The organism is Alcanivorax sp., from assembly GCF_040119285.1.
GTDB lineage: Bacteria > Pseudomonadota > Gammaproteobacteria > Pseudomonadales > Alcanivoracaceae > Alcanivorax.
In genome coordinates this window covers 1-15,495 of record NZ_JBEDTY010000017.1, presented here as the reverse complement: position 1 = coordinate 15,495, position 15,495 = coordinate 1, and the positions used below count along the sequence as shown (strand labels likewise).

Genomic DNA, 15,495 nt, shown 5'->3' with positions numbered 1-15,495 from the left:
CCAATAGCGAGATGCTCATGACTGTTCCTCATCGGCGCCGTATACCGGCCAGCTTCGCGCTTGCGTTGTATGAGTATCTGGACGTAAGAGGGCTGGATAGTGATAGCTTGCTGCCAATATCACGACCACCGGCAGATATTGCCTTGAATGCAGATTTGCCGATTGATGACTGGTGCAGGCTTCTGGAGTGTGCAGCCGGCCACCTTAATGATCCCCTGCTTGGGCTTCATCTGGGACAAACGCTGAGCCTGCGCCACATTGGTGTGCTGGGTTATGTAGTTATGGCCTCTCGGGATCTGGGGGAAGCCTTGAGTCGTTTGCACCGATATCAGCGGTTGGTTTACGACGTGACTCCTTTGGAAGTACGAGTAAGCGGCACTGCCGTAGAGCTTGTATGGGATGCGGAGCATGGCCGGCCGGGCCCTTTGGTGGATGAAACTGCTATCACGACGTTGGTGCATCTGTGTCGGAGTCTGACACGCCCGGATTTGTCTCCGTCCTATGTTTCTTTTATTAATCCAACCCCAGCCGCCATCAGCGAGTACAGAGACTTTTTCGGCTGCCTAGTCGAATTTGAGCAAGCAGATACGGTGATATGCATGGATGCTGTGACCTTGATGGAACCTCTCCATACGGCAGATCCGGCCATGCTGTCCATATTGGAAGAGCAGGCAGACTCTCTTCTAGCATGCCTCCCTACGCAGTCCCCGTTGATTGATGAGGTGCGTCGCCGCATTGGGCGCTTGTTGCCTGATAAGAATCCGGAGATTTCTTCGGTTGCGCAAGGTATGGATTTGTCTGTTCGTACCCTGCAACGTCAATTGACGGCTGCGGGCACCAGCTTTCTCAAGGAGGTGGCTGCAGTACGCCAGGAGATTGCTGAACGCTATCTGCGAGAAACCCGCCTGGGGCTGGTGGATATCGCCTTGCTGCTGGGCTACTCCGAGCATAGTGCGTTTACCCGTAGCTTCATCCGTTGGACAGGTATGACACCTCAGGCTTATCGGCAGCGGCACGCTTGAAAGAAAAAGGCTGATCATGGCTGGCGCTTGCCATGCTCCGGTATCGCGGAATTTTACTCCTTAGTTAGCACTGCATCTGCCACTTTATGCGATGGCCTTTTCTTATATGTATATCAGTCCATCTACATCCGCCTAAATCCAGACCACAAGTGTAAGTTCTGGTGTAGCAAGAGGGTAAAAGGATGGCGCAGCCCAATAAAATCAGCTCAAACACACCTGTGCATCATAGGTGTATGTTGGCTTAGGTCCGCGGTCACAGGTCCTCCATGGGGGGTAATGAATCAGTGGGCGGTCATGATATAGCGATATGTGAGAGGATTCATGGGGAGATCTGGATGGTTTTTAGGAGGGACTATCTCTGTCTGCCCATTACCGAGTTTATATGCAGGCCGGGTGAGGCCGTTTGGCTTGCACGGAAGGCATCATTCTTTAGGGCTGAATATATGCGTCTCCCCCTATTGCCTTCTTGGTGCAGGCGCTCCTCAGGGCCAAACGCAAGGCCCGACACAAACCGCTTCAGCACAAACCCTGATACTTGGCGTCAACATGAATAATATGACTGCCAGTTACCAGAACCGCGAACGGGAACAGATTACCCATGCCACGGTCGGCGAGGGCACCGTCACTGCTCGCGGTGACCAGGCCGCTGGCGGAAACAGCCTGGCGGGCCTCAATCGGACTCGCTGGCGAAGTACGCTGCGGCTTTTTTTAAGATGTCTCGCTCTTCGGTAACGCGGTTAAGCTCTTTCTGGAGCCGGCGGGTCTTGACCTAGTCATCAGCATTGGCCCGAGGCTGCTCGGAATCCGGGCCAAGCTTTCTGATCCAGGCGTACAGGCTATGGGTGGTGACGCCGAGCCGGTCGGCGACTTGGGCCACACTGTGACCACGATCCGTCACCTGACGAACCGCTTCAATCTTGAATTCTTCGGGATAGCGTTTGCTGCTCATGGGTACCTCTCTGGTTGCCATTTTGGATGGCTGAAAGGTGTCTAGCAAACTGGTGGCTATTCAATTTGCTCACAATGAAAACATACCTGGACCAACACTTGCGGGTGTTATCTGCACCATCTTTGACAGACTACGTGGCTGGAAAAATTGAAGCTTACGGTGTAAATGGGTCAGCTCTTGTTCTCGAAGCAGCAGTATCACCGAATAAAGTTAATGTAATATACAATACCGTTGGCTTTATGGATAAGCTTTGGGGGTCTGGTTCGGTCCATGGTTTTACGCATAGTGTTAACTGGGGAAATTCAGGCTGTAGTGTTCATTTATATTCAGGTATTTAGGGTTGATGATGAGGTTGCTTCCTGTTGGACTATTATTTTTTTCGCTTTCCAGTGTATCCGATGCGGATCAAACATGCCTTGATATTGAAAGAAAATACGCAGGGAGCACATTCGCTGAATCTGATGCTGAATCGCTTGATCAGCTTTTAAATGATGCAGGCATAGACGATTTATATGGTGAGAGTTTTTTGTCTTTGATGGATAGAGATAAAAAAGTGGCGAGTGAAATTTCTTCTTATGTGGTTAATCCTTATATGCTGGAGTCAAAAAAAGGAAAAGTTTTTTTGGATACTGTTTTTGATGAAATGATTAGCATGCAGGATTATAGTCCAACAGGGTCTATGCATTTGTATAACTTTATTTCTTCTAGGAATGCTGAGCATGCTAGATATGGGGTTTTGAGATATATGGATGAAGAGAGAAAGGTTAGTATTGATGAAATAGATGAAATTCTGGGATGCTTTGGTTTTTCTGGTGTTGATCATATTCTTTCTCGTTGAACTTGGCTTCTGCGATTAATTCGTTAGGTCTTTCGGGTTCTTCTCCTGCCCGTAATTAGGGGTGCGTACCAATCGGGTGATCTCCTGCCGAACCTAATTGGGGTTGCCTGTGAATTGGGGATGGCTTGGATGCTTTGTAGTTTCTTAGTGGTATAAGACTATTCTTATTGTAGTGGTCAACTAATACCGGACAGTGATTTAGGTTTTTCCTCTGCCCTGGCGGGTGCAATCCCGCCGTTGTAACTGTGAGGCCTGTGGTGATTGTAGTAACCCATTAGATAGTCACCGATATCTTTTTTTGCTTCGGGCAAGTTGCGGTAGCCCATCGTAGGAACCCACTCTGACTTTAGGCTTCGGAACAGCCTTTCCATTGGCGCATTGTCCCAGCAATTGCCCCGTCGGCTCATGCTTTGCTGCATCCGATAGCGCCATAGACGCTGCCGGAACATGCGGCTGGCGTACTGGCTGCCCTGATCCGAGTGGAGCATGACTTTATCGGGTTGACCACGCTGTTCCCAAGCATGATCCAGGGCCTTTACCACAAGATCTGCATCCGGGTGGCTGGAGACCGCCCAACCAACAACCCGTCGTGCGAAGAGATCAAGCACGACGGCCAGATAACTCCAGCACTGCCCCGTCCAGATATAGGTGATATCTCCGCACCACACCTGATTAGGGCTTGCCACCGTAAACTCTCGATCCAGATGGTTCGGTATATCTGGCCGCTCTACCGTCGCCTGCCTGTAGGCATGGGGCTCGGGCTGCTTACAGATCAGCCCCAGTTCACGCATAAGACTGCGTACTTTGAAGCGGCCAACTTTCTCCCCCTGCTCATTGAGAAGCCCTTGTATCGTGCGGCTTCCCGCTGAACTTCTACTCTGCTTGAATAGACGATTAACCATCGCCTTAAGGGTCACACGCTCCGCATCAATGTAGTGGTGTCGCTGGCGATACTCGTAGTAGCTGGAGCGGCTCACATCAAACGCTGTACAGACCAATTCAACAGGCTCCTGCTCACTCAACTGGTCTATCAGCGCGTACGATTCAGATCGTCCGACATCAAGAGAGCGGTGGTGAGTTCAACCGGTCAACGCAAATATACTTTGTAGCTTCTCCACAGGTGTCAGGTAGTCGAGTGTTTTCCTCGGTCGTTCATTCAGCTTCCTTGCAAATTCATTTAACTGCTTCTGGGAATAGCCCGATAAATCGGTCTTCTTCGGGAAGTACTGGCGCAACAGACGATTGGTGTTCTCGTTGCTGCCTCTTTGCCAGGAGCTATGCGGGTCACAGAAATAAACCTGCATGCCGGTCGCAAGCGTAAATTTCCTGTGGTTACCCAGCTCACCCCCTCGATCCCAGGTCAGGGTTCTCTTCAACTCCTCGGGGAGCTGGCCAACTTCCCGACAAAGCGCCGAAACAACGCTTTCCGTATCTTTGCCGCCGACATGAACGAGCATCGTAAATCTAGACTGCCGCTCTACAAGCGTCGCAATATGTGAGTTCTTGGATCCGGATATCAGGTCTCCCTCCCAATGGCCAGGAACAGCTCTGTCTTCAACCTCTTTTGGCCGAGCACGGATAGAAACTAAATCCGTGATGCTGGTGCGGGATTCTGCCTCTTCAGAGCTTCTGTGCCGTGATCGACGCATACCGCGTCTTGATCGGAGGTGTTTGACAAGTTCCTTCTTCAGAACACCTCGGGCTTGAATAAAGAGACTTCGGTAAATCGTTTCATGGGACACATGCATCGACTTGTCGTCCGGGAACTGGCGTTTTAGCCAGCCTGCTACTTGCTCTGGAGACCAGTCAAGGCTCAGCTTTTCGGCAACGGCTGCACGGAGGGGCTCATTCAATGCGAGAAGGCATTTTTTCGGACGTTTTGATTGGGTCCAGGCACGCCGATCTGCCACGTTCGCCCTGTACCGACTTCTTCCCCCGTTACGACTGACCTCTCGACTGATGGTTGAGGCAGACCGTCCCATCGAGTCGGCAATCTGAGTCAATGTCAGTCCCGCTGAGATGCCTCTTGAAATCTCTTCGCGCTCAGAGCTACTAAGCACTCTTGCCGACCTGGAACGTCCCAGAGGGGCAATGCCGCCATGTATGGCGAGCATTCCAGTAATCGATCCAGCATGCTTCCCAAGGGCTCTGCCAATCTCGCTAAGCGACTGCCCTTTCTTCCATCGAGCCCATAGCTCCTTCTTCTGCTGGCAGGTCAGCCCTCTGGTCTTTAATACTTGCTGCGGCATTCTGAAAGCCCCGATAGTTACCAGTGTGCATTATGTTGCACTGACCAGTTGAATCTACCACCGTCACTGCTCGCGGTGACCAGGCCGCTGGCGGAAACAGCCTGGCGGGCCTCAATCGGACTCGCTGGCGAAGTACGCCGCGGCTTTTTTTAGGATGTCTCGCTCTTCGGTAACGCGCTTGAGCTCTTTCTGGAGTCGGCGAATCTCGACTTGATCATCTGCATTGGCCTGATGCTGCTCGGAATCCGGGCCAAACTTCCTGATCCAGGCGTAGAGACTGTGAGTGGTGACACCGAGACGATCAGCCACTTGGGCCATACTGTGACCACGATCAGTCGCCTGACGAACCGCCTCTATCTTGAATTCTTCGGGATAGCGTTTGCTGCTCATGGATACCTCTCTGATTGCCATTTTGGATGGCTGAACGGTGTCTAGCAAACTCATCCCCTTTCAAAAACAGACATATTTCTGTGTCTTTCACGTAATAATCACCTGCTACTTTTCCTTCTGGTTTTCTTCCCGTATTTGACGGAACGGATAACGAAAGAGGGTGAGGGTATGAAAGGGCGTTTACTGGCTGCGCTGCTCGCGCTGGCTGGCTGTAACCAGGTGTCATATGCAGCCAGCGATCTGCATCGTTTGGCTTGGACAGATGATCCGGCAACTACTGCAACACTCGGCTGGCGTCTGTTATCCGGGTCGGATCCCCATGTCATGATCGGGACTAGCAGCGACGGTACCGGTTGGATTCGTGAAGAGGTGGATGAGACCACTGAGATGTTGCACCCCGGCGATGCCGCCTCTGAGACGCTGGAAACCCAGCTTGCCCGGATTACCGGACTTACTTCCGATACCGCTTATTATTACCAGGTCTGTGACAGCGAAGGGTGCAGTGAGTCCTCCTGGTTCATGACGGCACCGGACAGTGCCAGTGATTTCCCCTTTATTGCCGGTGGTGACTCGCGGACCAACCGTGAACCCCGCCAGATAGGTATGGAGCTGGTCGCCACCATTCGCCCCCTCTTTGTACTGTTCAACGGTGATTTTACCGATGTGGGTTCCCATACCCAGTGGGTGGAGTGGCTGGAAGATTGGCAGCTTAGCCGCAGTAATGATGGCCGGGTTTACCCCATCGTGGCTTCTCACGGTAACCATGAAAATGATGTTACTGACATGCTTAGCCATGTATTCGGGATTCCCGAGGATGGCTATTACGGCTTGAACGTGGGGGGCGATATGATGCGTATCTTTACCCTTAATTCTGAAGTCGAGCCTGGCGTTGGCTATGGCGCGTATGCTACCCAGGACAGCACCGTTTGGGATGCCCAAACCGTGTGGTTGGCCACCGATGCCGCCGCTTCCTCTGCGACATGGAAAGTGGGGAATTACCATCGCCCCATGCGCCCGCATACCAGCGGAAAATCCGAAGGTGACGGGCGCATCGCCGCCTGGGCCCAGACCTTCACCGATACGGGGTTCGACGTCATCGTTGAGTCTGATACTCATATGTCCAAGTACACCTTCCCGGTGGTCTATGACACCGGCGAAGGCAGCTACCAGGACTTCAAGCGCGATGATACCAATGGCACTCTGCTGATCGGTGAAGGCAGTTGGGGCGCCCCGACCCGCCCAACCGATGATGACAAGCCCTGGACCATGGACAGTGCCTCCTTTTGGCAATTCAAGCTGGTCCATGCTTCCCCGGACAATCTGGATATCCGTACCATCCGTTTCGGTTCCGAAAAAGAAATGAATGCGGGCACACTGCTTGACCCGACCACGGTCACGGCGCTGACTCAGGCGGAGCAGGATGCGGATGCCTTCGCTATGCCGGCTGGCTTGCCGTTCTGGCAGCCGCTGTCCGGTGAAGTTATCAGTCTCCCGGTCACCGGATTTGAAGGCGCTGACATCGATAACGTGCAACTGGTCGGAACCGGCAGCCAGTGGCGTTATCTGGATCACGGCGGTTCTGCGGATGGCTGGGAGCAACCGGGCTTTGATGACTCTGCCTGGGCCGTGGGCAATGCCCAACTGGGCTATGGTGATGGCGACGAAACTACCGAAATCAGTTTCGGGGCTGATGCCAACCATAAGTTCACTGCCACCTATTTCCGTCGCAACTTCACCGTGGATGCCCCGGGGGCCGTGATCAAACTGACACTGCGTCTGTTGCGTGATGATGGCGCCGTGGTGCACATCAATGGGCAAGAAGCCCTGCGCAGCAACATGCCTGGCGGTGAAATTACTGCGTCCACCTTCGCCAGCAATGCCATTGGCGGTTCCGCAGAAAGCACCTACTACGAATTCCATCTGCAACCGGAGCTGTTGCAGGCCGGCAATAACGTGGTCGCCGTGGAGCTGCACCAGGCGGATGCCGGCAGTTCCGATGTGAGCTTCGACATGGACCTGACGGCGGTACTCTCCAATGTTGTCGATACCGTTCCGGTTGTTACCACCACGCTTACGGCTACACCGCGGTCAATCAGCGAGATCGAACTGAACTGGGATGATGCCGACACCTTCGAGGAAAGCGGCTATCAGGTGGAGCGAAAAAACGCCGAAGGTTACTGGGATATTCTCACTTGGCGCCTGGAGGCGGATACCACTACCTATGTGGACAGTCAGCTTGATGAAGGTGTGAGTTACGAATACCGGGTACGTCCCTATAGTGCTGCGGGTTTGGCTGCGGCCAGCGACCCTGTGGCTGCGGAAACCCTGTCCAATGCGGTGCCAAGAATCTTCGAGGAAGACTTTGAAAGCGCTACACTGGGTGAACTGAACCAGTTCAGCGTCACCAGTAACAATGACTGGGCAGCGGCGGAATTCGGTGGCGCCAATTATGCTTACATGAATGGTTTTGGCGCCGATGCCATCAGTGATGACTGGCTGATCATCCCGGCCCTGGCGCTGGATTTCTATGCTGACGCCTCTCTCAGTTTCGAAAGTGCCTATAACTTCGATGGCCCCATGCTGAGACTGGCCTACTCCAGTGACTACGATCCGGCGGTGAATGCGAGCCCGGCGTCTGCAAACTGGACGACTATCCCCGAGTGCAACGACACCACCGACAGCTTCTGTTGGTCGGCACCGGCGGAAGGCGGCTATGTGTTCACACCCACCAGCGTGGATATTTCCGGCATTAGTGGTGAAGCGCTCTATCTGGCATTCCAGTATGTATCTACCGGCACGGGCGGCGGCGGTGGCCGTGCCTGGGAAGTGGATAACATCGTGGTGCGGGGCAACTATCAAAATGCCACAGTTCAAGGCACTGACTTTGCCTCCGGTATTCCTTCCGACTGGACCAACCACAGTGCTGCCAGTGCCGCTAACTGGGAAGGGGGCAGCGAACTGGGTATCAATGGCGCTTTCATCAATGGCTTCGGTGCCGATGCTGCCAGTGACGACTGGCTGATCTTCCCGGGCACCGACATCGGGGAAGGCGCCGCGCTGGAATTCGACTTTTACCAGAAGTACGACGGCCCGGCCCTGAAGGTGATGATCTCCACCGACTATACTGACGGCGCCGATCCACAATCGGCCACCTGGACCGACCTGAATGTGGATTTCCCGGTGCTGTTTGATCAGTGGCAATCGATGGGACCGATCAGCCTCGCCGGTTACGAAGGCATAGCGCACATCGCGTTTATCTACACTTCCACAGGCACCGGTCCGGGGGATGGTGCGGGCATGGGGGTGGCCAATGCCCAGATCGTGAAGACCCTGGACGGCGTCAAGCAGGAAAAGGAAGTCACCAAGGAGGAGTTTAACGACGTCAGTTCCCTGGGTAGCTTCGGCGCCTACTCGCGCAGCAGTAACGCGGACTGGGTGGTGGAAGAGCGTGCCAGCCAGACCGGCGCTATCGCCAGCGGTTTCGGTGCCGATGATGTGAGTGATGACTGGCTGATTTCGCCGGAACTGCAAATTCTGAGCTGGCAAAATGCCCTGGCCCGTTTCCACATCTACACCAACTACGGGGGGCCGGCTCTAGAAGTGCTGATTTCCAATAACTACTCCGGTAGTGGTGACCCGCTGGCCGAAGGTGTTACCTGGAATACTTTGGACGTGGATCAGTCCGGGGCAGAAGATGACGCCTGGACCGACTACGAAGTGAATGTGGCCCAGTACACCGGCCCGGCGCACATCGCGTTCCGCTACACCACCACCGGCACGGGTTCCGGCGAAGGCCGTCGCACCGGAGTGGACAACTTCCAGGTGATCAGTACCTATGGAGAAGAGGCCATGAACGCCAGCTTCAATTTGGCGCAGACCGAGTACACTACCATCCAGCCGGTGACCTTCAAGGCCTCTTTGAGTGGCGGCGTGGCACCCTACACCTACCTGTGGGAGTTCGGTGACGGCAACATCGCCGCCGACGCGGAGGTGGAGTATACCTATACGGAAGCCGGTAATTACTCCGTGACGCTGACGGTGACCGGTGCCGATGGCATCACCAGCACCGTGACACGGGATGATCTGGTGACCGTGGTGGCATCCACCAACGAAGGAGTACCGGAGGCGCAAGGTGATCTGCGGGTGGCCACATTCAATGCCTACCTGAACCGCAGCAGTGAAGGGATGATTCTCACGGATGCCCAGGGCGGTGAAGATATACAGATCGCCAAGGTGGCGGAAATCATTCAGCGTGTTCGCCCGGATGTGATCCTGCTCAACGAGTTCGATTATGTGGCCGACGGCACCGCGGTGCAGGCGTTACAGGAAAGCTACTTCAAGGTCAGCCAGAACGGCGCGGAACCGATCGAATACGGCTACATGTATTTGGCGGAATCGAATACCGGGGTGATGACGGCCTTCGATTTCAATAATGACGGTGAAGCGGGCAGTGGCGGGGATGATGCCTACGGCTTTGGCGATTTCCCGGGCCAGTACGCCATGGTGCTGCTGTCAAAATACCCCATCGCTACCGAGCAAGTGCGCACCTTCCAGACCTTCCTGTGGAAGGACATGCCTGATGCCATGCTGCCCACCGATCCGGAAACCGGCGGAGCGTGGTTCACGGACGAAGAGCTGAATGCGTTCCGCCTCTCTTCCAAGAGCCACTGGGACGTGCCAGTGGAAGTGAATGGTCGTGTGATTCACATGCTGGCCAGCCACCCCACGCCGCCGGTGTTTGACGGCGAAGAGGATCGCAACGGCAAGCGCAACCATGACGAAATTCGATTCTGGGCGGATTACGTGGACCCGGCCAAGTCTTCCTACATCTATGATGACGAAGGCAATACTGGCGGTCTGTCAGCGCAGTCCCGATTCGTGATCCTGGGCGATCTGAACGCCTCGCCGGTAGAGGGTGATGCCACCGGTGACCCGATGAGCCTGTTGATCGGTAGCAGCCATGTGAACGGTATGGTGATGCCGTCCAGCACCGGTGCAGTGGAAAATGATCCCGATAACGAGAACGCCCCCAATCACACCGCCGACTGGCAGATGCGTGCCGACTATGTGCTGCCCTCCCAGTTCGGCCTGGACGTGGAACAGACTGCCGTATTCTGGCCAGGGCAGGCAGATGCACTGTACCCGCTGGTTGGCCCGGGTGTGCAGAGCTCGGATCACCGACTGGTGTACGCGGATCTGAAGATGGCTGACGTGGAAGGGGAAACCCCCGATACCGGTGGTGAGAACAATGGCGGTGGCAATGCCAGGGACGATGATGACGATGAGTTCCTGGGCGCCAGCGGCTTCGAATTCCTGCTGCTGGCTCTGATGTTGATGGGAGGGCGACGCCGCGTCGCCGTGGCTGATACCTGAACCGGACAAAAAAGCAGCGCACCTTGCTTTGGCGGGGTGCGTTTTTTTATGGCCAATGTTTGCGTCAGGAATTTCGAGCTTTAAAAGGATAAAAAGACGAGGCAGCTACCTCGTCAATATCAGAGTTACTTGGCAAAGCACTCGACTTTATTCAAGAACAAGAAAAAAGTATTCAAGAGGTGTGGCAGAGAAAGGAGAACGAAACAAAAGGGGCCACAGATTCCTAAGGACCCCGAAAGGCGCAAACGTTGCCTTCTTACTGCTTTGAGGCTTGAGGGTTGAGGGTTACACCTCGCAAAGCATGGTACAAAGGCTATATTGCATCAATGTATCGGGGCTACATGCTCTAGCATCAGTTTGCCGTTCGTATCATAGAGGGCCAGGGGGAGCACCGACTCTTTGGCTTTGGCATGAAACTGGTTTAGGTCTTCCAGCGTTTCAAAACGATGAGCCCAGGCAGGGTGGTCTGTTCGGTAATATGGGGCTTCGGGATGACCATAGCCTCCAAACGCCAGGATCTCTTCAGACGTGGTAAACAGAGCGACGTAGCCGAGAAAGCTGGCGTTCATTTTGGAGTGTGTCTTTGCAGGGTAAATGGGCTTGAGGTGGGCGGGCTGCTTGCTCATCGTTCTACACTCCATGCACATGACGCCCTCTATGCTACAACGTAGACTGAATCCGGGTCACTAATTTTGTACGAGCGTTCCGTTACTCAGCGCTGTAACAATACTGTAGCGACGTAAACCGTGATTTGTGAGGCCTAACGTAAAGGTAGAGCGTGACGAAATAGTGTCAAAAAGACGGCTGAAAAAGCCGATACAGCGGTGCTCCCTTTAAACGTATATCGTGCAATACGGCGAATAACCACAGAGTTCAGCGCGAGTCTATTTTGCTGGCGGCTGCTGAGAGTAGCCTGAAAATTTCACTATGCTCTGTTTAGAGGCGGGGGTTCTAGTTATTCCGCGTATCAGTAGACCCACAAGCAAACCGCTGGTCACGCCATGCAAATGGGCTTCGATGGCGACCTTGCCGTCAGAGAGCTTAGCAGAAAATGGTATGGGCCCAAGAGTCTGTTCCCAGATGACTTTGAGCAAGAGGAACAGGGCCAGCAGGCGGCCCAATGGAGAAGGCCAAATGAGCACGGTGCCGCTGGCCAAAAGTGCATAGAAAACCCCGGAAAAACCCAGATACAGACGAATGTGTGGATACCACAGCCACAGGATAAAACCGATCCACAGGCTGCTCACCAATAGCACAGTGAGTAAGCGCCGGGATGCTCGCAGTTCCGGTAATAGCCAGAGAATGGCTAGCAGAGACGCCAGGTTCAGTAAGGCATGGGGCATGCTGGCGTGTACCCAGTGGGCGGTCAGCAGTCGCCAGATCTGGCCCTGCTGCAGGGCACCCACATCCAGACGCAATAACTGGCTGTCAACGGCCAGTTGCAGCAACAGCATCAACACTGCCAGCGACAGCGGTAGGATCAGGGAGAGGAGGTTGCCCCGGTCACTCATTCGGTGCGGGCTCCAGCGATAGCCTCAGCGGGTGCAAATGGTAGGCATGGCCGGTCTGGCTATGATTGAAAGGCGCCACCCACAGGTGCATGCCGTCTTCGATGGGCAGGTCATACTTATTGTTCACCTGCAGGCGACGGCGAATTTCCAATGTCCAGCGGCCATCGGCCCAGCGGGCCCCGGCATCCACGCCGCCGCGTCCTTGAGTAAAAGGCCCTAGAGACAATACCGAAGGTATCACCGTGCCTACCGGCAGGGTGTCGATTTCGGCGTTGTAGCGCACTGTATCGTTCCAGTCCATCCACCACTGGCCTTCGTCAGACGTGCTGGCATTGCGGTCCATCTGGCTCAGGCTTTGCAGTTGGCGAATGTCCCGAGGTAAGCGGCGTGGCTGGATAATGCCATCATCATAGAGTGTCCAGTTCATGATGTAGCCACCACATTCGGGTTTGAGCTGATAGTCGTTGGCTTCCCAGCGCACCAGATGCTCGCAGTCCGGGTCTTTCTGGTAGCCGGCGGTGTAGCGCTTGTATTCCGATTGCGAAGGCAAGGCGGGGCCGAAGTGGTTATCGTCGGCCTGGCCCAGGCTCAGTCCGGTACGCACTGCCTTCCAGTGCCAGACATCCACATAGGTGCCATCGGTGCTGTAGTGCAGTCCCCGGCCGCCGGCAGAATCCGGATGACGTGACAGAGGCCCTTTGCCCAGATGCACCGTGCCGGCCCCGGCCATTTCCGAGGAGCGGGACAGCATGACCGCGAACTTGTCTTCATAGAAGACATTCTCATTGGCAGTACGGGCTTCGGTCTGGATGACCTTCCAGCCGTCTTCGGTTTTTTCCAGCGGTAGATGGGTCAGGCTGCGGGTAGGGTCCGCCCAGGAAAACAGGAAATACGCGTAAAGGCTGTCGTGCAGGGCACGGATCTCCACAGGAATGCCATCGTCACCCTGATTGCGCCCCTTGAAGGTATGGACTGTGACGGGGGCAATGCCCGCCCAGGCTGTTTCCCGGGCTTCTCCGTCCAATGCCACAGGTGTTTGGGTGTAGTGAATCAATAACTCCATACCGGCGCGGTTGCCGGAAGCGTAGAGCCAGCTTGCCACGGCAAGAGCGGCCAGACAGGTGGTGGTGGTCAGGCCAGGCTGAGTAAAACGGGGTAGGAAGATAGCCAGAAGCCGGCGCATCCCGCCTGCCAGAAGCACGCTGAGCAGATGCACCACGGTGTAAACCACAAAGCTCCAGGCACTGACATGATGAATCGTCAAAACAACACTGCGGTACTGACCCGGGTCGCCCAAGTATAGCCACAGGCCGGTGGCCACCGAGAGAACCACCAGAACCAGCCCCAAGGCGATGATCTGCCGCACCAGGTTTTCCCGCGACCAACGTGACTGTTTAGGCCGGCGTTGCAGTCGCCGGTAATGGCCCGATACGGCGATGAAGATCACATAGGCGACGGTGATAAAGAGAATTCCTGCACCCAGATAACTGTGCCAGCGATAGACGTTGCCCTGGGGAAGGCTGGCACTGATCGCCGCTGCCCAGCTCTGGGGCTCGGAAGCGGAAGCAATGCGCATACCGGTGAGAAAGGCACCGGCAAGGCAGACAATTACCAGGGTATGCAATATGAAGACCGGCAGCTTGCTGCGACCGGTGCGGAGGTTTTTTTCCATGGCCGGCGATATTATCGGTTAGTTTTGACAGTTTGATGGCGATAGATTTTGAAGAGCGGGAACTGATTCGTAGGGCAAAGTCTTAAAATTATATTTTCAGCTACATTATGAGAAGAGTGGGTTCGTCATGTTGCTCATAGCGTTCTCCTTACCCATAGCAGGCTGGGGCTATGGGACCCCGTGCTCAACAGAACGGGGGCAAATGCGTGTAGGAGATAGCTCAAAATTCGCTAAGTCATTGATCTTTGGTTCGGATTGCGACTTAAATATGCATGGAGTCCCCGGAAATAGGCCGCTCGTTCGAGTTTTGTTAGATGGGAAATATTCTCACTTATTGTATAAGTTACTAAATGTTATGGGTTTATCGAAATTATATCCTGTAGCCTGTTAAGAAATATGTCGAAAAAAGATATGTCGAATCGTTCGACTGAATACGCTGTTAAATGGCTCCGCTTTATTGTTGCAGCGCAAGATTCTGAGTCGGTGCCATAAGCGAGCGTTTGTGTGCCGTTAGAAAAATAAGAGGTTGTGGCTTGGTTGCCCCGTTCGTTGTGGGCGGCCACGTTCATTGTTGGGGGTGGCTGCAAAGTCTGCGTTCTTGCGGGTGCCATAAATTCAGTCTGGTTCTCAGGCTCACATCGTGCCAGTAGAGGCGTTGGTGTGTCGCCACTTAACCAGGCAAGGCAGCGGACGCAAAATGCGCGCCTCTGCTCGCAGCGTTACATGTCATTATCAGTATCGCAATATGATCGAAGTTGAACGAATTCTTAGAGTGGACCATGCAGGTGAATTTGGGGCGATTAATATATATCGATCTCAATTGTTTGTTGCGCGCTATTTGTACAAAGATATCGTTCCTAAAATTGAAGAGATGCTGAGCCATGAAAAAAAGCACTTTAATACCTTTGATCGCATCCTTAAAAGCCGGAATATTAGACACTGTTACGCGCTGTATTTCTGGGCGTTTGGCGGAGCAACTTTAGGATTCTTAACTGCTCTAGCAGGTAGGAATGCAATTTGGGTTTGTACCGATTCAATTGAATCTACTGTACTGCATCATTTGGGCTGGCAATTGGACTTCTTATCTAAGAATGACGTAGAGGTTCATGAGGCAGTCATGAGCATTAAAGCTGATGAGGAAGAGCACCAAGAATTCGGCCAATCTCACGGTTCAAAGTCATTTATTTATAAGCCTATATTCTGGGTGGTTAGAAAATCCACTGAGTTTGCAATTTGGCTTAGCACTAAGTTATAAACATGTAACAAAGCTATGCACTGGAACAGCAGTCCTTCGTTGCAATATATGCACTACGCTGCCGCTTCGTTAACATAAATTACAACTACAGCCCGCTGTCCAGTGATAGAGGCGTTATAAGTCATGAAGATAGTATTTTTCACATTGCTAGTTTTGTTATCTCTCCAAGCCTCGGCAGGAGGTATAAGCGAAGAGGTCAAGTTGTTGTCATTAACGGAAACAACCGAGGATGAATA

General features: G+C 53.8%; 9 protein-coding genes and 3 pseudogenes. 4 read left to right on the top strand and 8 right to left on the bottom strand.

All coding sequences use genetic code 11. From position 1 onward, the window contains the following. Positions 1–17 precede the first annotated feature (17 nt). Entirely contained in the window at positions 18–1,022 is a 1,005-nt protein-coding gene (locus ABNH10_RS05230) for an AraC family transcriptional regulator (RefSeq protein WP_300524496.1), read from the top strand. A 662-nt stretch (positions 1,023–1,684) separates the two neighbouring features. Here ABNH10_RS05230 and ABNH10_RS05225 read toward each other — a convergent pair. Then, positions 1,685–1,971, bottom strand: a pseudogene (locus ABNH10_RS05225) (transposase); the annotation flags it as partial. A gap of 343 nt (positions 1,972–2,314) precedes the next feature. Here ABNH10_RS05225 and ABNH10_RS05220 point away from each other — a divergent pair. After that, positions 2,315–2,809, top strand: coding sequence for a hypothetical protein (locus ABNH10_RS05220; RefSeq protein WP_349384996.1), 495 nt, complete (start codon positions 2,315–2,317; stop codon positions 2,807–2,809). A 176-nt stretch (positions 2,810–2,985) separates the two neighbouring features. Here ABNH10_RS05220 and ABNH10_RS05215 read toward each other — a convergent pair. The 3 genes and pseudogenes from ABNH10_RS05215 to ABNH10_RS05205 all read right to left on the bottom strand — a co-directional run. Then, positions 2,986–3,876: pseudogene (locus ABNH10_RS05215) on the bottom strand (IS3 family transposase); the annotation flags it as partial. Positions 3,877–3,888: 12 nt separating this feature from the next. Next, a complete protein-coding gene (locus ABNH10_RS05210; RefSeq protein WP_349384995.1) occupies positions 3,889–5,058 on the bottom strand; it encodes an IS30 family transposase in 1,170 nt (389 codons plus the stop codon). Positions 5,059–5,161: 103 nt separating this feature from the next. Then, positions 5,162–5,448 (bottom strand): annotated as a pseudogene (locus ABNH10_RS05205) (transposase); the annotation flags it as partial. 168 nt (positions 5,449–5,616) lie between these two features. Between ABNH10_RS05205 and ABNH10_RS05200 the strand changes: the two are divergent. After that, complete coding sequence (locus ABNH10_RS05200) at positions 5,617–10,821, top strand: choice-of-anchor J domain-containing protein (protein ID WP_349384994.1); 5,205 nt, start codon at positions 5,617–5,619, stop codon at positions 10,819–10,821. A 323-nt stretch (positions 10,822–11,144) separates the two neighbouring features. On the opposite strand, the gene ABNH10_RS05195 is transcribed toward ABNH10_RS05200, so the two are convergent. From ABNH10_RS05195 to ABNH10_RS05185, 3 genes are all read right to left on the bottom strand, one after another. Beyond that, entirely contained in the window at positions 11,145–11,447 is a 303-nt protein-coding gene (locus ABNH10_RS05195; RefSeq protein WP_349384993.1) for a hypothetical protein, read from the bottom strand. A gap of 258 nt (positions 11,448–11,705) precedes the next feature. Beyond that, positions 11,706–12,332, bottom strand: coding sequence for a rhombosortase (gene rrtA, locus ABNH10_RS05190; protein WP_349384992.1), 627 nt, complete (start codon positions 12,330–12,332; stop codon positions 11,706–11,708). Continuing rightward, a complete protein-coding gene (locus ABNH10_RS05185) occupies positions 12,325–14,004 on the bottom strand; it encodes an ethylbenzene dehydrogenase-related protein (protein ID WP_349384991.1) in 1,680 nt (559 codons plus the stop codon). Before ABNH10_RS05185 ends, rrtA begins: the two co-directional genes overlap by 8 nt. Positions 14,005–14,749: 745 nt before the next feature. On the opposite strand from ABNH10_RS05185, the gene ABNH10_RS05180 reads away from it, so the two are divergent. Continuing rightward, positions 14,750–15,259 carry a demethoxyubiquinone hydroxylase family protein gene (locus ABNH10_RS05180; RefSeq protein ID WP_349384990.1) on the top strand — a complete coding sequence of 170 codons (510 nt, stop codon included), beginning with the start codon at positions 14,750–14,752 and terminating at the stop codon, positions 15,257–15,259. 53 nt (positions 15,260–15,312) lie between these two features. On the opposite strand, the gene ABNH10_RS05175 is transcribed toward ABNH10_RS05180, so the two are convergent. Then, positions 15,313–15,495: hypothetical protein (locus tag ABNH10_RS05175; protein ID WP_349384989.1), on the bottom strand; the 183-nt coding region annotated here is incomplete at its 5' end.

What these genes read in the sequence shown, in the direction of transcription:
- ABNH10_RS05230 (WP_300524496.1), top strand. Translation starts at nt 18, where the DNA reads ATGACTGTTCCTCATCGGCGCCGTATACCGGCCAGCTTCGCGCTTGCG.
- ABNH10_RS05220 (WP_349384996.1), top strand. Translation starts at nt 2,315, where the DNA reads ATGATGAGGTTGCTTCCTGTTGGACTATTATTTTTTTCGCTTTCCAGT.
- ABNH10_RS05210 (WP_349384995.1), bottom strand. Translation starts at nt 5,058, where the DNA reads ATGCCGCAGCAAGTATTAAAGACCAGAGGGCTGACCTGCCAGCAGAAG.
- ABNH10_RS05200 (WP_349384994.1), top strand. Translation starts at nt 5,617, where the DNA reads ATGAAAGGGCGTTTACTGGCTGCGCTGCTCGCGCTGGCTGGCTGTAAC.
- ABNH10_RS05195 (WP_349384993.1), bottom strand. Translation starts at nt 11,447, where the DNA reads ATGAGCAAGCAGCCCGCCCACCTCAAGCCCATTTACCCTGCAAAGACA.
- rrtA (WP_349384992.1), bottom strand. Translation starts at nt 12,332, where the DNA reads ATGAGTGACCGGGGCAACCTCCTCTCCCTGATCCTACCGCTGTCGCTG.
- ABNH10_RS05185 (WP_349384991.1), bottom strand. Translation starts at nt 14,004, where the DNA reads ATGGAAAAAAACCTCCGCACCGGTCGCAGCAAGCTGCCGGTCTTCATA.
- ABNH10_RS05180 (WP_349384990.1), top strand. Translation starts at nt 14,750, where the DNA reads ATGATCGAAGTTGAACGAATTCTTAGAGTGGACCATGCAGGTGAATTT.